The sequence below is a fragment of the Ensifer sp. ENS11 genome, assembly GCF_014851895.1.
GTDB lineage: Bacteria > Pseudomonadota > Alphaproteobacteria > Rhizobiales > Rhizobiaceae > Ensifer > Ensifer canadensis.
Map to the genome: position 1 here is coordinate 19,120 of NZ_JACVAN010000024.1, position 19,204 is coordinate 38,323.

Here is a 19,204-nt window from a genome sequence, read left to right on the forward strand (position 1 = left end):
CACTGGCTTTCCCGTCGCACCGGCTGCCACTTGGAGGCGTGCTGTCGGGGTTTTTCGGCGGTCTCTCCGGCAATCAAGAGGCACTACGTTCCGCTTTCTGCTGAAAGCCGACCTGACGAAGGAGGCGTTCGTCGCCACGGGCGTTGTCTCGGCGGTCATCGTCGATGCAGTCAGGTTGATCACCTACGGGACGGGCGTCCTATCCGAGCACCTTATTCAGTAGCAGGAACTGCTTGCGCCGGTTGCAGTAGGTACGGTTTGCGCGTTCGCCGGATCGTTCGTGGGCAAGCTTGTCCTGCAAAACATCACGTTGCGAACCGTGCAGATCATCGTCGCCGTGGCGATGCTGCTTATTGTGGCCGGCGACTGGCCTCGGGTCTTATTTGGCCCTGACTGGTCCCAGGCGGGACGTGCATGCTTGCCTGATGTCTAAGCCAGTCAATCATAGCGCCTCGCCTCCGCCTCATCGACGTGGAAGGGGTCAGCACGTCGCCTAGTCGGCCGCCAAACCCAGCCACGGCACCTTGTTGAATTCAGTAATTGGTCATATATGATGTGATACAGCTCTTTTATCATCGTATCTGGATCGTTGCTATGGGATCGCCGAAATCAAAGTCCGCCCTCGAAAGGCTTGGACACGACGTGCGGGGCGCTCGTTTGCGGCGCGGCATCGCCGTTGCCGATCTGGCGGTGCGTGCGGGCACGTCACCGAGCACCGTCTCGCGCCTCGAGAAGGGGGATCCTGGTGTCGGAATCGGCACGCTCGCCGATATCCTGGTTGTGCTTGGTCTTGTTGACCGGCTGGCCGACCTGGTCGACATCCGCAAGGATGATCTGGGTCTAGCGTTGACCGCCGAACGCCAGCCGCGTCGCGGACGGTCTTTTGCGACCGCACTGCGCAGACAGAAGGCCAAGGGTAAAACGGCACAGGATGATCCGGATGCCGTCGATCCGGACGGCGCGTCATTCTGATGCCCGACTTCAACGCCCATGTCGTTCTTGGCGAGAGCCTGACACCCGTTGGTCAGCTGCGTTTCACGCAGGCCGGGCCGCGGCAGTTCTCGACTTTTGCCTATGATCCAGCCTGGATCGACAATCCCCGCGCCTTTGCCGTGCAGCCAACCTTTCCGCTTGAAGCTGGGCCATTTCACACATCTGGTCAGCCCGGAAACATGCGCGACGCATTGGCGGGCGTCTTCGCCGACGCCGCGCCGGATAGTTGGGGCCGCAGGCTTCTCGAACGCACCTATGGCAACGGCCTTTCCGAATTCGGGTATTTGACGCTCTCCGATGATGTCTGCCGACAAGGCGCGCTGCGGTTTGTGGACGATAGGGGAGAAATCCTCCGGGGGGGCGCGGCCGACACAGTGCCGCGCCTTGTCGATCTGGAGGCTATCACCGCCATCGCTCGGGCCTATGAGCAGGGCAAGGAGATATCCACCGAGGACATGCAGGCGCTCGCCGGTGCGGGCGGTTCGGGCGGCGCGCGGCCCAAGGCCAATGTCCGGGATGGCGAGACGCTCTGGCTCGCCAAGTTCACCTCGGTTCATGACCAACAGCCGATCGAGTGCGTCGAGGTCGCCACCCTCCGCCTCGCCCGGGCCTGCGGCATCCGCACTCCGGAAGTCAGGCTGGAACTCGCCGACACGCCATTCCCGGTCGCTCTGATCCGGCGGTTCGACAGGCGCGGGACAGGACGTATTCCCTACATCTCGGCCCGCACCGCTTTGGGGAAGACCGGGACAGAGCTCGGTTCCTATTCGGAGATCATCGACTTCATGCGGGCAAATGCCGCTGATCCGCAGGCCGATTTCCGCGAACTCTTTCTGCGCCTGATCTTCACCATCCTCGTATCGAACAAGGATGACCATCTGAAGAATCACGGCTTCCTCTATGTGGGGGCCGGCCGCTGGCGATTGTCTCCGGTTTTCGATGTGAACCCCGCGCCTGACCGCAATCCGCATCTCGAAACGGCGATACTGGAAGGTGGCGTGCACGATCGGTCGATCCGTCTGGCGTTGGAAGCCTGCGAGTTCTTCGAGATCGCCGAAGAGGACGCCCACCAAATGATCCGCGAGACAGCGCGGCGTATTTCCGATGAATGGCGTGAGGCACTTCGACAGGTGGGCGTATCCGGGGCTTTGGCGCGGCAATATGAGCCGGCCTTCATGAACGACCAGACTGAGATAGCGCTCGCTATTTAAGCTTCATATATGCGCGATATCTTCCGATAACTTGTCATATATGACATATTTCGTCTGTGAACCGTGAGAATATGATCTGTATTAGTTCTGATTATCACGCATCTCACATGCGTAATAATTCGCCTATCCGCCTGATCTTTCTCAACCAGCAACCCTGCGGCGTAAGCCCATTCCAGTGGCGCGCACGCTGTGGCCAACTCCATTTCGTTATCGATCGACCAAAGATGAAGGTCGGTGGGAGGCGAAGAACCAAAGTAGCCACTGCCGCTATCGGTTTCCGTTTCAGGGTCGGGCACAGCGAAATTAACCTTGGATGATCTCGCTGAAATATCAAGGAGTTGGGGTCTGACCAGGGCGTCAATCTGCTTCAGGCGCTGCCGGATCCACGTCGCCATTGCGCTTACTCTCGCCGCATCCTCGGACGTCGTACTTTCGAGATGAGTCAGCGCCGCGGTCAACTTGTCCCGATGGGTCGGTGCTCATGAACCGCATCCACAAACTCCATGCGGCGTTTCTCGCGACTATTGAACGCCTCCTCACGTCGGCGCCGGGCTTCGGCGTCTCGATGGCGGCGCTCTCGCTCCTCGTCTTCTCTTCTGCGTTCGTTGATGAACGCTGCGTGCCGGACCAATATGTCCGGCAGCATGCGTTCCACGCAGATGGTGCAGAGAATCGCCGCCACTGAACCCGCAAGCGAATGCGCATCGACGGCGGCGACTACCGCCGCGATCCCCTGCGCGCCTTCGCCCAGCGCGTCGAGGTTGCCGAACGCGAAGTGTTCATCAAGGGATCGAAAGACAAGCGGAGGCCAGCCTCGATCGGGGCCGTGATCGCGATGAGTCCGTTGCTATCAATGGCCGCCCTTCGCCTCAATTTAACTTGTCCCGAGCATGATCTTGGACCGGCCGTCAAGAACAGCACCGTAGCGAATGCGATCTGCCCTGCCATTGGCAGCCAGCACGCGCTCGGCAAGGGCAATCCAAGTTGTGAGATCTTCCTGGCCGAGCCAGTGGATCGACAGGCAGTCGCCGGGCTCGAACCCGTCCACACCTGTCGTTTCGCCGTCCTGTTGATCTGGATCGTCACGCCATAGCCATTGCATGCGTCGGATGCTGAGGTGGGGAGCGTCAAGCGCGCGCTCCAGCATCAGGTCGCGAAGGCCCTCGTCTTCGAGCAGTTCGGCAAGCATCAGCAACCAGGCGATTTCGACCGGATCGAGGCGGCCGAGTTCCGGGTCCGATTGGCCCTGGGCATTGCCTCTGCGACTGAGCCAAAGGGCCGCCTGGTTCAGGTCCCCCTCAAGAAGCGAGATGACACCCAGCAGGAGCCAGGGCTCAGCAACATGGCCGATCCAGTTGGTCAGATCGTTGAGAGCTGCCTTGGTTGATGCAAGGTCTTCTCCCGAGAGGATCGTGTCGCGCGCCGACCGCAGCACGGCGGACATCGGACTGTCGAAGATGACAGCGTCGGCAATCCACGGCGCGCCGGAAGCCGCTTTGACATTTTCGAACGATCCGAATTTGCCCTGCTGCTGCACGATTTCGCCGGGCTGCAGCCGGATGCGGCATTCGAACCAGTCAAGCATGTGCGTCCAGTGTTGCCGGGTGTAGCGGCTATGGACGAGGTCGTGCCCTTGCTTGCAGATGTAGGAATAGAGGTCGGGGCTGCGGGAGATAGCATTGATCTTGATATAAAGTTCGCGGCCGGAGCCGAGCACGCAATTCTCAAGATCGACGAAGCCATATTCCTTCAAGGGCTCCGATTCCGGCGCGACGAGAATGGCGCCGGATGCGGGAATCTCCAGATGCTTGCGAACGACGTAGTCCATCCGTGTCGTGTCGGCGATGGAGAAATAGCTCTGCGAAATCAGCTGAGAGTATTTCTCGTCACGAACCTCGAAGGGGGCCTGATGGTTCTTGTCGTAGCCGGGATGCGTATACACCAAGGTTGGGAAGAGGCGTTGGATCTCTTCCGTCACCTGCGCCCGCCAAGGATAGAAACTCGGGAAAAGATGCCCGCTGAAGACCGTGACGGGGATTATCTTGTCGAGTTTGTAGTCCTGGAAGACGGTTGGATCTATGAATTTTGGCAGTATGAAAGAGGCGATCCGCAGCAGTTCCGGCATGTGCTGGATTTGTTCGTTGCCGGTGCAGAAAACCGTGTCGATGCCGTAGTTGTCGAGCATCTGTAGAATCAGCGGCCGCATCGGGTCGTGCGGGTCGCAGTTGAGATAGAGCGCACGCGGCACATGCGGGTGTGCTTGTGCGTTGGCGATATTCAGCCGGTGCGGTCGGCCCCAATGCACGGAATCGAAGATCAGGAAATCGGGTTTCAGCTGTTCGTAGACCTCGGCAAAATCGAAGTCCTGTTCGATGACGCTGACATCGCAATGCAACGCAAGCGTATGCACCCATTCATCGACGACATTTGCGAGCATCGGCGCGGTGTTCGGGTTCGGTCGCGGTCGTACGCAGAGAACCTTGCGACGCGGTTCTGTCTCGGCCATGGCTATTCTCCGTCGAAAAATGCAAGGACGGCGTCAATGACGCGCTGCTGCTGGTCGACGCGCATACCGGCAAACATCGGTAGCGACAGACCCTGGGATGCGAATTCTTCCGCGACAGGGAAGTTCGATTGCCCCACAGCGATTTCGAGCAGGCACGGCTGCCGATGCAGCGGGATGGGGTAGTGCAGACCCGTCTGGATGCCGTGCCCATCGAGATAAGCCTTCAACGCGTCGCGACGTTCGGTGCGCACCACGTAGAGGTGATAGACGTGATCGCCATGCACGATCTCCGGCAGCATCAACGGTGTTGCCGCAAGAGTGTCCTTGTAACGCGCTGCGATTGCGCGCCGTTGATCCGTCCAGGCGTCGAGGTGACCGAGCTTGTGGCCAAGAACAAGCGCCTGGAGGCCGTCCATGCGGTAGTTGTAGCCAATCCGTTCATGCAGATACCGCTGCGATTGACCATGGTCTCTGAGCGCCCGCAGCGCCTTGGCATGCTCGTCGTCATTGGTGACGATGAGACCACCTTCACCGGCGCCGCCGAGGTTCTTGCCGGGATAGAAGCTGAAGCAACCGAGATCGCCGATCGTCCCGAGGCTGCGGCCGCCATGGCGCGCACCGATCGCCTGGGCGACATCCTCGATGACGGTCAGATTGTGCCGGCGAGCAAACGCCATCGTCGCCGTCATGTCGGCAGGCTGCCCGTAGAGATGCACCGGGATGATGGCTTTGACGCCGTCGTCGAGCCGGCGTTCGGCATCGGCAAGATCAATGGTGCCGGTGGCCGCTTCCACGTCGCAGAAGATCGGGATAGCACCTTCATAAAGAAGGCCCCATACTGTGCCGATGAACGTATGGGCAGGCACGAGCACCTTGTCGCCACGGCGAATTCCGGCGGCGATGACCGCCAGGTGCAGAGCGGCGCTGCCACTGCTGACGGCCACGGCATGTCGCGCACCCAGATAGTCGGCGATGCTTTTTTCGAACTCGGTGGCCCATGGCCCCAGACAAAAGGCGTTTGCCTCAAACAGCCGTTCGACGTCGGGCATGACGTCGGCACGGATCTGGTTCCACTGGATCGACAGATCGACGAAAGGTACTGAGGCGTGCGCGTTCATGCGGGTGTCCGTTGCGAAGGGGAAGTTGAGCCGACGATGCGGGCGGGGTTGCCGGCGACGATTGCGTGGTCCGGAACGCTACGGGTGACGACGGCACCCGCAGCCACCAAGGCGTATTGACCTATGACCAGGTCCGGCAGGATCGTTGCGTTGCTGCCGATCGAGGCGCCTTTGGAAACGCGCGTCGGCAGGCAGGTCCAATCGGCTGCCGATTGCAGGCTGCCGTCGTCATTGATTGCTCGCGGGTAGCGGTCGTTGGTGAACATCACGCCGTGCCCGATGAAGACGCCGTCTTCGATGGTGACACCTGAGCAGATGAAGCAATGCGACTGGATCTTGCAGTTTGCACCGATCTCGACGTCGGATTGAATCTCGACGAAAGTGCCGACACGTGTGCCATCTCCGATCTTGCAGCCATAGAGATTGGCGAGATCCGGATGGTAGATGACGACGTCTTCACCCAGGACAACAGTGTCGGCGACCGGCATCAATTCAATCCTTGCGCGGAGAGCGACGTCTTTAGACCGTCGACCACGATGTCTTGCTCGGTTTCCGTCATGCCGTTGAACAACGGAAGGATCAGATGGGTGCGGCTCACCTTCTCCGATCGTTCCAACCCGCCGTGGCGAGCGTTTTGCCAAGGCTTTTCGAGATGGCTCGACATGATCGCGCGGCGGGTTGCTATGCCCTTGTCCAGCATGGATTGCATGACGCCGTCGCGATCCGCCGTCTCAGGCAGGCCAACACAGTAGCTCTGCCAGTTCGAGCGCGCCCAACCGGGTTCGGCCGGTACAGTGACGTCGCCGATTTCACTGAATTGCTCCGCATAGCGTCGCGCCAAGGCACGGCGCTCGGCAACGATACTGTCCAGCCGCTTCAATTGTTCGCGCCCGACGGCCGCCTGCATGTCGGTCATGCGGTAGTTGAAGCCGGATTCGTCGTAGGTTTCGGTCACGACGCGGTTGGACTTATGACGGGCAAGATCCGAAACGCTCATGCCGTGCTGGCGAAGCAGGCGGCAGCGTGCGTCGATTTCGGGATCGTTCGTCGTTATCATTCCGCCTTCCCCCGTGGTCAGGATCTTGCGGGGATGGAACGAGAAGCAGGCGACATCGGAGAACGTGCCGCCGAGCTTGGTCCAGGTACCGTTGGCCTGGATTTCCGCTCCGCTCGCACAGGCAGCGTCCTCAACCACCCGCAGGCCATGGGCGCGGGCAACTTCACATATCGCGGGCAGATCGCAGGGCATGCCGATCTGGTCGACGCACAGCACTGCCTTCGTGCGCGGCGTGATGAGGGCTGCGATTGCGTTCGGATCGATGTTGAAACCATCAGGACCGATATCGGCAAACACCGGCGTTGCGCCGCACATGTGAATGGAGTTGGCCGTGGCGATGAAGCTATGGCTAACGGTGATGACTTCGTCGCCCGGACCGACGCCAACGGCCAGCAGCGCCAGATGCAGGGCAGTCGTGCAGTTCGATACCGCGCAGGCATGTGCAGCGCCTGTCATGGCTGCAAACTCGTTTTCGAAAGCAAGAACCTGCGGGCCCTGCGTCAGCCAGCCGGAGGCAATGACCGCGGCAACAGCGTCAGCTTCAGACTGGCCGACAAGAGGACGCATCAGTGGGATCATTGCGCTGCCTCCATCGAGAGTGCGCGTTCCTGCTGCCACCACTCGACAAGATCGGAAAGCCCCTGTTCGAGGCTGATTGTCGCTTCGAAGCTGAGCTGTTCCTTAGCCTTGCTCGGATCGGCGAGCCGCCGCTCGACCGGATTGACGCTTCGAGCCGGCATGTATTCGATCGAAAGGTCTGGCCGTCCCATCGTCTTCAGCAGCGCATCGGCGAGTTGCTTGAGCGACACTTCTTCGCCCGAGGCAACGTTATAGACCTGGTCGGACGCCGGGGAGAGCGCCGCTGCGATATTGGCACGTGCGACGTCCCGGACATCGATGAAGTCCATCGTCTGCAGGCCGTCGCCGAAGATGATCGGTGCCTGTCCGGCGGCGATGCGCTCCATCCAGCGGATAAGCACTTCGGTATAGCGACCGTGGATATCCATGCGCGTGCCATAGACGTTGAAGTAACGCAGGGCGCAGTAATTGAGACCGAACATGTCGTTGAACGAACGAAGCAGGCTTTCGTTGAGAAGCTTAAGTCCGCCATAGAGCGTCCGGTCGGCATAGGGCGCTGCGGCTTCGGTCGTCGGGAATTCTGGCGCAAGCCCGTAGATCGACGCGGAAGAGGCGGCGATGAGCTTTTCGACGCGGTGCTTCACGCAGGACTCGATCAGATCGAATGTCGATTGCCCCATCACTTCGAAAGCGTGACGCGGTTCGGCAGCACAATGGGTGATGCGAAGTGCTGCCTGATGGAAGACGACGTCGCTGTTGCCGATCAGGCCGTCGAGCAGGTCACGATCGCGAATATCCGCGTTGATGACTTCGAGGCGATCGGGGTGGGCGACCGCTGCCAAATTGGCGAGCCTGCCGCGCACCATGTTGTCGATGACGACGACCTTTGCGACATCTTGCTGCATCAGCTGATCGACGATGTGCGAGCCGACGAAGCCGGCTCCTCCCGTTACCAGGATGCGCTTGCCTTTGAGCGCGTTGACGGTCTCGGACGATGATGTGTTCTGCATTGGTTTATTCCGCGGCTACTGCGTTGATGGAGACGGGCATGAACCCACGGACGCGCCGAAGGCTGAGATCAAGTGCGGCTTGGGCGCGCTCCAGGGTGCGCACGACGCGCAGGCCAAGGCGCCCGTCTGTCTTGCAGGTGACTTGCTTGGTGATGGATTGCCGGAAGTGTTCGATGACATCGACGAGCGGTTCGGATGCGGCTAGCCGCGGTGAAGACACGGAACCAATCCGGTAGTTCGGCAGGATGAGATCCCGTTCCTGCTTCGAATGGAACGTGATGCCGGAATCGTAGATCTTCAGCGGTTCGTCGCGGTTGAGATCGTCCCAGACGACCATCTGCTCGCTGCCACCGATCGCTACGCGGCGAAGCTTTACCGGCGACATCCAGCTCAGATTGAGATGGGCAACCATCGAATTGGGATAGTGCAGTGTCAGGTAGCTGATGTCAGGTGAACCCTGATTGACGTGGCAGTAACCTGTTGCCTCGACGTCAACCGGCTCGATGCCGAAGAGGAAGTCGAGGATCGACAGATCGTGCGGCGCAAGGTCCCAGAGGACGTTCACATCGGGCTGGAAGAGCCCGAGATTGATGCGCTGGGAATCGAAATAGGAAACGTGGCCGAGCGCGCCTGAGTGCACGAGGTCCGCCAGTTTAAGGACCGCCGGATGGAAGAGGAAGGTGTGGTCGACCATCAGGGTCAGCCCGTAAGCCTCGGCGCGTGCGACAAGGTCGCTCGCTTCGGCGCTGGACGCGCACATCGGCTTTTCGACCATGACGTGCTTGCGGGCCTCAAGGGCCGCGCGCGCCAGATCGTAGTGCGACGACACCGGCGTCGCGATGACGACGGCATCGATCGTTGGATCTGCCATGACGGTGCTGGCATCGGCGTGAACGACGATCTGCGGGTGCGACTGGCGAAGCTTGTCTGCGAGTTCCGGTTTCGGATCGACGACGGCGGCGAGTTCAATGCCAGGGTTGCTCGATAGCACCCGAAAAAGATTCCGCCCCCAATACCCCATCCCGCAAAGTGCGACCCTGATCATGCTGATTCCTCTCAAGCAACCGCGTAGGTTCATATTGCGAGGAAAGCTTGCTTGGGCCTGACGTGGGTAGGGCCGACGCGATGCCTTGCCATGCTGGCGGGCAAGGGGGCAACGTGCCAATGCACAGGATCCGAGCGTAGTTTTGGACGTGCTGCACTCGCGCAGAGGGGGCAAGACCAGCGCTTAGGCCTGGAGCGGGTATCGCCTGTCGGGCGCTTAGCTCTTTTGGCCTGCCAGCTGTGCCTCCAACGCAGCGACGCGTTCTTCAAGTTTTTTTAGCGACCGCGGGCCACTCAGAACTTCATCATCGGCGACATCTCGGTCAACGAAGGTGAGGGGGGAAATAATCACCCTGTCTCCTATCGTTACGCCCGGTGCTATGACGGAGGGCCCTGCGATGAAGCAGTTGCTGCCGATGCTCGTACGCCGATAGGCAATCTTGTCGCGGGAGGATCCCGTTTCACCGCTGGTGGCCTGTCGATGACTGGTATGGCTCCAGACCATGACGCCGAGTCCGATTTGGGTATTGTCACCTATCTCCAGACCGCCTTGAGCATCGAGTACAGCGCCTTCCCCGATCCAGACATTTTCCCCGCATTCGAGTTTTTCAGGAGCCAGGATTTTCGCACGTTCGCGGATCCTGCAACCATTGGGCAATCCGAGAAACTGCGCGCGTTCGCGATCCGTCATCAGTTCCGTCGCGTGGTAAGTCAGAATCTGCGCGCGAAGTCGCGCGTCGTCGCTGCTGAAGACATCCACACCGGAAGGACCTGGTGGTTTTGACGGCGTCGCCATGAGTGGCAGCAGTTGTTCGAGCAGAGCGCGGGAGGCATCGTCTCCCAATTGTGGGATTGAGCGGAGAAGATCGTCCACTGGCCTGTTGAGCAAGGCGGCAAGGTCGTCGAGAACTTGGTTCGGCATCGTGGCTTTCGCGGCATTTCTTATTGGAGTCGGCAGACAGCATTGATATCGCATGTCAGCGCTCTGCCAAATGATTTGACGGGACATCTCACGAAAACTTCTCGGGTATTAACGGTGTCGGCGCATCGACGCCAACTGGTCGACGGCGGTTGGGATTGTGAAGCCGAGTGGCTCGAGGGGTATTTGGGCCCTGGAAGCGCTCGCGCGGATCCGGATTTCCTGGCCATCGTCGAACGCCAGCTGCACGCTACGGCCGAGTGACGACAGGGCCGGCCGCGCTCCAGCAGGCGCTCGGCCGGTATCAAACCGGAAAAAGGAGCAGCAGCAGAATGACAGATGAACCGGCGCCGGAGATCATCTTTCGGCGGTTCGCGCGTGCGGACCTCGGAACCTATCGCTCCTGGTTCGCGGACGCTGAGATCAGCCGTTTCCTCTCCTACCCGACCGATGACTGGTTCGCGCATGTAAAAGAGAGCGACAACGCGCACTGCTGGGTTGCGGCCGAGCCTGGAGGAGAAATGCTTGCCGAAATCCAGGTGGACCGCGATGAGGATGGCGTCGGCCACATCGAGTTGGCCGTGCGGCCGGATTTAAGAGGGAAGGGCTACGGTAAACGCAGCCTGCTTGCGTTCTTGAGTGGATCAGCGCGCGCTTTCGCCGAGCTTCATGCCCACATCGAGATCGACAATGCGGCAAGCCTAGCCTGTTTCCAACGATGCGACTTCGTCGAGGCCGCGCAGCAGGATGACGACGAGTTTTGCCTGTTGGTCTGGTGTCCCGAAGCCTAAAGCCCGTCGCGATATTTCAGAATTGCTTACAGTGCCTTAAGCTCTTGTTTTTGCGCATGTCGTTGTCGCAAAACCACGGCTCGCTTTTGCGCAGCTAGCACCGACCGCCTTGGCGGCGGCCGGTGAAATCACGTTTGGCCTACTTCATCGTATAGACATCGATGGTGAAGTACTTGTCGTTGATCTTCTTGTAGGTGCCGTCGGCGCGGATTTCGTCGAGTGCCTTGTTGAGCTTCTCGCGCAGGTCGTTGTCGTCCTGGCGCACGGCTATGCCAACGCCGTCGCCGACGAACTTCTTGTCGGTGATCGGTTCGCCGATGATTTCGCAGCAAGCCTTGCCGTCGTCGTTCTTCGTCACCCAATCCAGGAGCGGCAGCATGTCACCGACCTGCAGATCAAGGCGGCCGTTGACCATGTCGAGATTGGCTTCATCCTGGGTCGGATAGAGCTTGATCTCGGCGTCGGGATAGGTGGCGGCGATAAAATCGGCCTGCGTGGTGCCCGACTGGGCGCCGATCACCTTGCCCTTGAGGGCCTCATTGGTAAACGTGGTGATGCCAGCGCCCTTCGGCGCCACATGCGTCATAGCCGCAAGATAGTAGGGATTGGTGAAGGCGACCTGCTTCTTGCGTTCCTCGGTGATGAACATCGACGCGATGATGAGGTCGTATTTCTTGGCTAGTAGACCGGGGATAATGCCGTCCCAATCCTGCGCGACAACCTCGCAGTCGGCCTTCATGCGCTCGCAAAGCGCCAGCCCGATATCGACATCGAAGCCGCCGATCTTGCCGGCGGAATCGACGAAGTTGAAGGGCGGATAGGCGCCTTCGGTGCCGATCTTGATCTTGTCAGCGGCTGTCGCCGCCGTTGCCGTCGCCATGACAGCCAGCATCATTGCTGCAATCTGTTTCTTCATCCGTGTTCCCCTTGTTAGCGCATCATTCTTGATGCTTCCGGGAGAACACTAAGTCCGGTCCGCCTATAAGCGAAATAGATAGGCGCGATAATCGGTATTGTTTCGATTGATCATGACCGCCATCGGACGATCACTTGTACCGGCCGTGGCGCTGCAGGACCTCGATCTTGTAGCCATCCGGATCGATGATGAAGAAGAACCGCGCCAGAAGTGCGCCGTCTCGATTGAACTCGACGATCTTGTTCGGACCAAGCCCCGCATCGGTCAATCGCTTGTGCTCGCTGTCGAGATCGCTCACCGACAAAGCGAGGTGACCGTAGCCATCGCCGAGCGCATAGGGCTCGGTTCGATCCTTGTTGATTGTCAGCTCGAGCTCGAACTCGCTCTCTTCATTGCTGAGATAAACAAGCGTGAAGGTTTCGAAATCGAGCCGCTCGGCTACGGAAAGCCCGAATGCCACTCTGTAGAAATCCAGGGACTTCTGCTCGTCGAGCACCCGGATCATCGAATGGATTGCTTTGGCCAAGTGAGCCTCCTTCAGCTTTGAGACGCGTGCGAGGTAGCAGAGGACGAAGAAGGATGGAACCCTTCGTCCAGAAGTTCCGATCGTCCAATGGCTAGATGGTTCGGCCACGCTTCTTCAACTGCTGTTCGCGGAAGAAGATGAAGAGCCCCGAGGCGACGATCAGCCCGGCGCCGATGATGACGGTCGGACGTGGCGTGTCGCCGAAGAACCACCAGCCGAAGACGACGGCCCAAAGCAGCAGCGTGTATTGCAGTGGCACCACCGTTGCCGCATCCGCGAGTTTCAGCGCACGGTTGACCAGAATGTGCGCGAGCATCGCCACGATGCCCAGCATGCCGAGCTGAAGGATCGCCTCGCCATCGACGGGCGCCCAACCGGCTGGGTTGGCGGCAACGCCGACCAGGGAAAAGACCAGCGCGCCGATCACCTGCCAGAAGACCAGTGTCGTATCCGGGGTCGAGCGCAGCGTTCGGCCGAGCATCAGCGCGAAGGCGAAGGCGGCGCTGCCGACAAGGGCGATCAGCGCCGGCAGACTGAAGGTGTCTTTTGACGGTTCGAGCGCGATTACGACGCCGGCAAAGCCGACGAGGATCGCTGTCCATCGCCTCCAGCCGACCTTCTCGCCGAGCAGGAACGGCGAGGCCGCGGCAACATAGATTGGCGCTGCCAGCCAATAGGTCATGGTGTCGGCGAGCGGCATGTAGGCGACGGCGAAATAGAAGGCCGATGCGTCGACGGCAAAAAGCAGCGAGCGCAGCGCCTGGAGCCACGGCCGCTCGACCTTCAACATCGAACGCAGCCCGCGTTTCAGGATGAACGGCGAAAGCACGAGCAGGGCTGCAATGCTGCGAATGACCATCAACTGGCTGACGGAATAGGTCGCCACCAGCCATTTGCCCATGACGTCGCTGAGCGAGAACATCAACATGCCGAGAAGCATGATGATGACACCGGTCCGAGCGGCATTCGGCGCAGTTGCGGAGGCGGCTATTATAGTCATGGGAGCGGCTTTCAAACGTGTTCGCGTGCCTTTGACACATTCCGGCACGCCGATCCATCGTGCTGTTCGAATGGGACGATAAGTTTTACGAATGATTCCGGCCGGACCGGCCGTCAATCTGCTTGGGATGATTTCAATCCTGGAACACCAGTTCACTCTGTGAGAGATGGCGTTGCCCCTTGACGTAACGCGCGGCGCTGCTACTTAAGGGGTGATCCTGCCGTCCAGACATCGGACCGCGGGATGAACACTGGTGCCGGGCCCCTCTGGCGAGAGTTTTTACGGCGCTCTCGTGATGTCGGTACCGCCAGCAAATAAGCCGGCGGATTAGCTACCATGAAAACTGATCTCATGCCTAACGCATGTGCCCTTTCGGCCGTGCGTGTTTTCGTTTCCAAACCCCACTTCTTCTCCGAACCGGGTGTCGTGCGCGCGAAGGAGGTCCGTCGATGACGCAGCCTCAAACGCACACGAGCACCATTGGCTATTTCAAGTGGGCATTCATCGTCACCGCGATCGGCCTGGTGCTCGGTGCCTGGCTCGGCTGGCAGTCGACCGGCACGATCGGCGGCATGGCCGCGGTATTCTTCATCTGCACCGTGTTGGCCGTTCTCGAAATCTCGCTGTCTTTCGACAACGCGATCGTCAATGCCAACAAGCTGAAGGACATGACCCCGGAATGGCAGCACCGCTTCCTGACCTGGGGTATCATCATCGCCGTCTTCGGCATGCGTATCGTCTTTCCGCTGCTCATCGTCGTCATCGCGGCGGGCATCGGCCCGATCGATGCGATCGTTCTGGCGGCAAGCAAGCCGGAAGAGTATGCCCGCATCATGAATGATGCGCATCTGCCGATCGCAGCCTTCGGCGGAACCTTCCTGATGATGGTGGGCCTCACCTACTTCTTCGATCATGAGAAGGATGTGCATTGGATCTCCTGGGTCGAAAGCAAGATGGCGCGTTTCGCCACGATCAAGGGCATCGAAATTGCCTTCGTGCTGGCGCTGATCCTTGGTTTCTCGACCCTGCTCGATCCGGCAGAGGCGCATACTTTCGTCTATTCGGGCATCTACGGCCTCTTGACCTTCCTCGTCGTCGAGGTCGTCGGCGGTCTGCTCGACGCATCGCAGCAGACGATGAGTGCGGCGGCAAAGGGCGGCTTCGGTGCCTTCCTTTACCTCGAAGTGCTTGATGCGAGCTTCTCGTTCGACGGCGTTATCGGCGCCTTCGCCTTGACGCAGAACCTCTTCGTCATCGCCATCGGCCTTGGCATCGGCGCGATGTATGTGCGCTCGATGACGATCATGCTGGTGGAGAAGGGTACGCTCAACGAGTACCGCTATCTGGAGCATGGCGCGTTCTACGCGATCCTGATCCTGTCGGTGGTCATGTACTTCCAGACGCTGGTGCACATCCCTGAAGTGATCACCGGCCTCGGCGGCGCTGCCCTGATCGGTATCTCGCTCTGGTCCTCTATCCGTTACAACAAGCGGGAGCGTGAGGCAGAGCTGGGTGGTGAAGCAAGCCACGGCCATGCTCGCGTCGAGGCATAAACGCCTTCGACCATAGGCGCTCTTAAAATGGCCCCGGTGCACGCGCACCGGGGCCATTTGCATGGAAGGGCCGGGCCGGCATTGCCAAACGGCCATCATCCCTGGATAACCGGTTGATGATTTCAGGCGATCTGAAGCGGGTCTTGGAAGAGGTTTACCGGGCGGGCGCCCATCGGGTGCCGGCCGACGATATCGATTGGCCGCAGGAGCTTCATGCCGCCGTCTTTCGCGCCTTGAACATGCAATACATCACCAGACGCGAGATCGACGGTAGCGTCCGCTTTTCGCTGACGCAGGCGGGATACCGGGCAATCGATGCGGAGGTGCCATGGGGCCGCATCCTGCGGCAGCGCATGCGTGATCTGATGCGCATGGCGACGTGGCGTTAGGACGCTCAGCCTTATGCGCAGTCACAGAAACGCTCTTCTCATTTTGCAGATGTTTCCTGACGAAAAACCGCCAGGCACTTCGGCCTGGAAATGCGCTGCGAGCGAGCGGCAAAAAAATAACGGCCCGCCATCTCTCGATGTCGAGCCGTTTCATCCTTGGGAGGATAAGGCGCGCCGTCGCAACGGGCGCTGGAAATCTCTGTTAGCTGCGGCGTGCGTCCGGGAAATTGGCCGGATCGATGCCGAGCGTGCGCAGGTCGCTCGCCTTCGGACGGCGGTGGCCTTCGACAGCAGCGGCAGCGGCGCTAGCGGCGCCGAGAACTGCGAATGCGCGGCCGATGAAACCGTTGCGGTAAGTTGTGGTAGCCATCTCTTTGCTCGCTTTCGTTTTCTCTCTGATGAGCAAAAGATGGGGTCTGCCAGGTCTTTTTGCAATGCACAATTGGACACTCCAGCCATGCAACGGAAGCAGGCCCGGTCGACTGTCCATCGACCGGGCCTGTTGATTGAGCCTTGGGAGGCTCCTGCATAATTCGCCAAATCGGAGACGATTTGAGGAAGATTATGCCGAAGGTCTAAGCATTGCTGCACTGCACCCGAATGGGTGCGACGCGGCAGGGCTATTTAGTCTTCGTTGGCGGCGAGCTGTGCCAGCACCTCGCCACGTCCGCGGGCCCTGAGGACCAGCGGGATGATCAGTGCCGCAGCGGCAATGACCAAGAGCACGGCGGCGATCGGCGATGTGAAGAGGACGCTGACGTCGCCCTGGCTGATTGCCAGCGCCCGGCGGAGCTGCTGCTCTGCGAGCGGTCCGAGGATCAGGCCGACGACGACAGGGGCAATCGGATAGCCGAACACCCGCATGGCATAGCCGAGCAGACCAAAGGCGAGCAGCATGCCCAGTTCGTAGACCGACGGGTTGGCGCCGATGGTGCCGAGCGTCGCAAACAGCAGGATGCCTGCGTAAAGCCACGGCTTTGGAATGGTCAGCAGCTTAACCCAAAGGCCGATCAGCGGCAGGTTCAGGACCAGCAGCATGAAGTTGGCAATCAGGAGGCTGGCGATCAGACCCCAGACGAGCTGCGGGTTGGTGGCAAACAACAGCGGACCGGGCTGCAGCCCATACTGCTGGAAGCCGGCAAGCATGATCGCCGCTGTCGCCGTCGTCGGCAGGCCGAGGGTCAGGAGCGGCACGAGCGTACCGGCAGCGGATGCATTGTTGGCAGCTTCCGGACCCGCGACGCCTTCAATGGCGCCGTTACCGAACTCTTCGGGATGTTTCGCCAGACGCTTTTCTGCCGCATAGGACAGGAAGGTGCCGATCTCGGCGCCACCGGCCGGCATTGCGCCGATCGGGAAGCCAATGACCGTGCCGCGAAGCCAGGGCTTCCACGAGCGCGCCCAGTCGGCCTTGCTCATCCAGATCGAACCACGGACGGCCTCGACCTTATCCGGGCCTTTCTCGCCCTGTGCGGCAATGAACAGCGTTTCGCCGATCGCGAACATCGCCACTGCAAGCGTCGTGACCTCGATACCGTCAAGCAACTCGGGAACACCGAAGGAAAGGCGCGCCTGTCCGGTCAACTGGTCGATGCCGACGACCGAAAGCGCCAGGCCGACAAAGAGCGCCGTCAGGCCGCGAAGCGTGGAATCGCCGAACGCAGATGAAACGGTCACGAAGGCGAGCACCATCAGCGCGAAATATTCACGCGGACCGAAGACCAGGGCGAGCTTGACGATATAGGGCGCGATGAAGGCAAGGCCGAGCGTCGCGATCAGGCCGGCAACGAACGAGCCGATGGCGGCAGTCGCAAGCGCAGGTCCGCCCCTTCCGGCACGCGCCATCTTGTTGCCTTCGAGCGCGGTGACGATCGAGGCGCTTTCGCCCGGTGTGTTGAGGAGGATCGAGGTGGTCGAGCCGCCATACATGCCGCCGTAATAGATGCCGGCGAACATGATCAGCGAGCCGGCCGGATCGAGCTGGTAGGTGACAGGCAGCAGAAGCGCGACGGTCAGGGCCGGGCCGATGCCGGGGAGAACGCCGACGGCGGTTCCCAGCGTGACGCCGATCAATGCGTAAAACAGGTTCATCGGTTGGGCAGCAACCCATAGTCCCTGCAACAGGAATTCAAAAGTAGCCATGGTCGACGGCCCTCTTAGAAGAACAGATGTTCAAGCGGCCCTGCGGGCAGCGACAACTGCAGGAGCTTGGCGAAAATCACCCAGACGGCAAAACAGAGCGCAATACCAACTGGCAGAGAGAACCAGAGCTTGCGCTTGCCAAAGCCGCGCGCGGTGAGCGCAAAGAGAATGCCGGTGGCGATCGAAAAGCCTGCGACGTTCAAGAGCAGCATCTGCGCTGCAAGTCCGGCGACGATCCAGATGACCGGTGAGATTTCCTGGTGCTCACGCTCGGGAAAATCGTGGCGGAATGCGGCAAAGACAGTCCAGATGGCGAGGGCCGCAAGACAGCAGGCGATCGCATAGGGGACCGTCGTCGGTCCGACCTGGGAGTAACCGGCAGCGCCTGCCAGGCGCGACACGTCCCAGAAAATGAGGCCAGCGATGGCGGCCAGCACGGCCGCGATGAAGAGCGCCGCCCGATCCGGGCGACGCGTTGTGGTCGAAGGGTTGAGCCCCTTGGTCATTTCACCAGTCCAATGTCCTTGAGGACGGTCTCGGTGGCCGAAACGTCCTTGTCGAGCTGGGCGGCGAAAGCGTCACCTGCGAGGTAGCTATCCTGCCAACCCTTGGTCTTGAGGACTTCCCGCCAACCGGCCGACTTGGCGAGCTTTTCAACGTCGGCCGAAACGGCTGCCTTCTGCTCGTCGGTCAAGCCCGGAGCGGCTGCAACCATGCGCCAGTTTTCAACGACGACATCGAGGCCGGATTCCTTCAGCGTCGGCGCGTCGATGCCGGGGAGGCGCTCGCCGCTCGATACTGCGATCAGGCGCAGCGTGCCGGCCTTGACTTGGGCTTCGAACTCGCCGTAGCCGGAAATGCCGGCCGTAACCTGGCTGCCGAGGATGGCTGCAAGGGCTTCGCCGCCGCCGGAATAGGCGATGTAGTTGATCTTGGTCGGGTCGACACCGGCTGCCTTGGCAATCAGGCCAACGGCGATGTGGTCGGTACCGCCGGCAGAGCCGCCAGCCCAGGAAACGGCGCCCGGATCCTTCTTGAGGGCTTCGACGAGGTCAGCCATCGTCTTGATCTCGGAAGCGGCTGGAACGACGATTGCTTCATATTCGCCGGTGAGGCGTGCGATCGGGGTGACGTCCTTGAGGGTAACCGGCGACTTGTTGGTCAGGATTGCGCCGACCATGACGTAACCGCCGACGATCAGGGCGTTCGGGTTGCCCTTCTGCTGGCTTGCGAACTGAGCGAGACCAATGGTGCCGCCGGCGCCCGGTACGTTCTGAACCTGTACATTGCCGGAGATGCCTTCCTGCTGCAGGACGGTCTGGAGCGAGCGAGCCGTCTGGTCCCAGCCGCCGCCCGGATTTGCCGGAGCGATGATGGTGTAGTCAGCCGCATAGGCCGGCAGCGCCATTGCGCCGGCGAGAATGGATGCCAGGAAAAAGTGTTTCAAGGT

General features: G+C 60.4%; 20 protein-coding genes. 6 read left to right on the top strand and 14 right to left on the bottom strand.

Annotated features, from left to right (window positions below; translation table 11 throughout):
* Positions 1-594 precede the first annotated feature (594 nt).
* From IB264_RS29400 to IB264_RS29410, 3 genes are all read left to right on the top strand, one after another.
* The gene (locus IB264_RS29400; RefSeq protein WP_192434584.1) at positions 595-972 is read left to right on the top strand and encodes a helix-turn-helix domain-containing protein; all 378 of its coding nucleotides are present in this window, start codon (positions 595-597) and stop codon (positions 970-972) included.
* A complete protein-coding gene (locus IB264_RS29405; protein WP_057220294.1) occupies positions 972-2,204 on the top strand; it encodes a type II toxin-antitoxin system HipA family toxin in 1,233 nt (410 codons plus the stop codon). Before IB264_RS29400 ends, IB264_RS29405 begins: the two co-directional genes overlap by 1 nt.
* Positions 2,205-2,685: 481 nt before the next feature.
* On the top strand, positions 2,686-2,889 hold the full coding sequence (locus IB264_RS29410; RefSeq protein WP_057220293.1) for a hypothetical protein: 204 nt from the start codon (positions 2,686-2,688) through the stop codon (positions 2,887-2,889).
* A 189-nt stretch (positions 2,890-3,078) separates the two neighbouring features.
* Here IB264_RS29410 and IB264_RS29415 read toward each other — a convergent pair whose 3' ends face one another.
* The 7 genes from IB264_RS29415 to IB264_RS29445 form a co-directional block, all read right to left on the bottom strand.
* Entirely contained in the window at positions 3,079-4,710 is a 1,632-nt protein-coding gene (locus IB264_RS29415; protein WP_192434586.1) for a glycosyltransferase, read from the bottom strand.
* Between the two features lie 2 nt (positions 4,711-4,712).
* Positions 4,713-5,828 carry a DegT/DnrJ/EryC1/StrS aminotransferase family protein gene (locus IB264_RS29420; RefSeq protein ID WP_192434588.1) on the bottom strand — a complete coding sequence of 372 codons (1,116 nt, stop codon included), beginning with the start codon at positions 5,826-5,828 and terminating at the stop codon, positions 4,713-4,715.
* On the bottom strand, positions 5,825-6,316 hold the full coding sequence (locus IB264_RS29425; RefSeq protein WP_192434590.1) for an acyltransferase: 492 nt from the start codon (positions 6,314-6,316) through the stop codon (positions 5,825-5,827). Before IB264_RS29425 ends, IB264_RS29420 begins: the two co-directional genes overlap by 4 nt.
* A complete protein-coding gene (locus IB264_RS29430) occupies positions 6,316-7,464 on the bottom strand; it encodes a DegT/DnrJ/EryC1/StrS aminotransferase family protein (RefSeq protein WP_192434592.1) in 1,149 nt (382 codons plus the stop codon). The genes IB264_RS29425 and IB264_RS29430 overlap by 1 nt, the downstream gene beginning before the upstream one ends.
* Positions 7,461-8,474, bottom strand: coding sequence for an NAD-dependent epimerase/dehydratase family protein (locus tag IB264_RS29435; protein WP_192434594.1), 1,014 nt, complete (start codon positions 8,472-8,474; stop codon positions 7,461-7,463). The genes IB264_RS29430 and IB264_RS29435 overlap by 4 nt, the downstream gene beginning before the upstream one ends.
* Positions 8,475-8,478: 4 nt before the next feature.
* On the bottom strand, positions 8,479-9,519 hold the full coding sequence (locus IB264_RS29440; RefSeq protein ID WP_113569806.1) for a Gfo/Idh/MocA family protein: 1,041 nt from the start codon (positions 9,517-9,519) through the stop codon (positions 8,479-8,481).
* Between the two features lie 216 nt (positions 9,520-9,735).
* A complete protein-coding gene (locus IB264_RS29445; RefSeq protein ID WP_192434596.1) occupies positions 9,736-10,440 on the bottom strand; it encodes an acyltransferase in 705 nt (234 codons plus the stop codon).
* 257 nt (positions 10,441-10,697) lie between these two features.
* Here IB264_RS29445 and IB264_RS29450 point away from each other — a divergent pair, with 257 nt between their 5' ends.
* Positions 10,698-11,228 (top strand): GNAT family N-acetyltransferase, encoded by a 531-nt coding sequence (locus IB264_RS29450; protein ID WP_192434598.1) that lies wholly within the window; start codon positions 10,698-10,700, stop codon positions 11,226-11,228.
* A gap of 139 nt (positions 11,229-11,367) precedes the next feature.
* Here IB264_RS29450 and IB264_RS29455 read toward each other — a convergent pair whose 3' ends face one another.
* The 3 genes from IB264_RS29455 to IB264_RS29465 all read right to left on the bottom strand — a co-directional run bounded on the left by IB264_RS29455 (position 11,368) and on the right by IB264_RS29465 (position 13,670).
* Positions 11,368-12,144, bottom strand: a complete 777-nt coding sequence (locus tag IB264_RS29455) for an ABC transporter substrate-binding protein (RefSeq protein ID WP_057204595.1) — start codon at positions 12,142-12,144, stop codon at positions 11,368-11,370.
* A gap of 130 nt (positions 12,145-12,274) precedes the next feature.
* Positions 12,275-12,670 (bottom strand): VOC family protein, encoded by a 396-nt coding sequence (locus IB264_RS29460; RefSeq protein ID WP_057204593.1) that lies wholly within the window; start codon positions 12,668-12,670, stop codon positions 12,275-12,277.
* Positions 12,671-12,761: 91 nt separating this feature from the next.
* Positions 12,762-13,670 (bottom strand): DMT family transporter, encoded by a 909-nt coding sequence (locus IB264_RS29465; protein ID WP_192434600.1) that lies wholly within the window; start codon positions 13,668-13,670, stop codon positions 12,762-12,764.
* Positions 13,671-14,119: 449 nt separating this feature from the next.
* On the opposite strand from IB264_RS29465, the gene IB264_RS29470 reads away from it, so the two are divergent.
* A complete protein-coding gene (locus IB264_RS29470; protein ID WP_025429030.1) occupies positions 14,120-15,223 on the top strand; it encodes a DUF475 domain-containing protein in 1,104 nt (367 codons plus the stop codon).
* 116 nt (positions 15,224-15,339) lie between these two features.
* Positions 15,340-15,612, top strand: a complete 273-nt coding sequence (locus IB264_RS29475; protein ID WP_025429029.1) for a hypothetical protein — start codon at positions 15,340-15,342, stop codon at positions 15,610-15,612.
* 202 nt (positions 15,613-15,814) lie between these two features.
* On the opposite strand, the gene IB264_RS29480 is transcribed toward IB264_RS29475, so the two are convergent.
* The 4 genes from IB264_RS29480 to IB264_RS29495 all read right to left on the bottom strand — a co-directional run bounded on the left by IB264_RS29480 (position 15,815) and on the right by IB264_RS29495 (position 19,201).
* Positions 15,815-15,982, bottom strand: a complete 168-nt coding sequence (locus tag IB264_RS29480) for a hypothetical protein (RefSeq protein ID WP_107028344.1) — start codon at positions 15,980-15,982, stop codon at positions 15,815-15,817.
* A gap of 254 nt (positions 15,983-16,236) precedes the next feature.
* Positions 16,237-17,754, bottom strand: coding sequence for a tripartite tricarboxylate transporter permease (locus tag IB264_RS29485; protein ID WP_025429028.1), 1,518 nt, complete (start codon positions 17,752-17,754; stop codon positions 16,237-16,239).
* A 14-nt stretch (positions 17,755-17,768) separates the two neighbouring features.
* Complete coding sequence (locus IB264_RS29490; RefSeq protein WP_025429027.1) at positions 17,769-18,260, bottom strand: tripartite tricarboxylate transporter TctB family protein; 492 nt, start codon at positions 18,258-18,260, stop codon at positions 17,769-17,771.
* Positions 18,257-19,201, bottom strand: coding sequence for a tripartite tricarboxylate transporter substrate binding protein (locus IB264_RS29495; protein WP_192434602.1), 945 nt, complete (start codon positions 19,199-19,201; stop codon positions 18,257-18,259). Before IB264_RS29495 ends, IB264_RS29490 begins: the two co-directional genes overlap by 4 nt.
* Positions 19,202-19,204 lie beyond the last annotated feature (3 nt).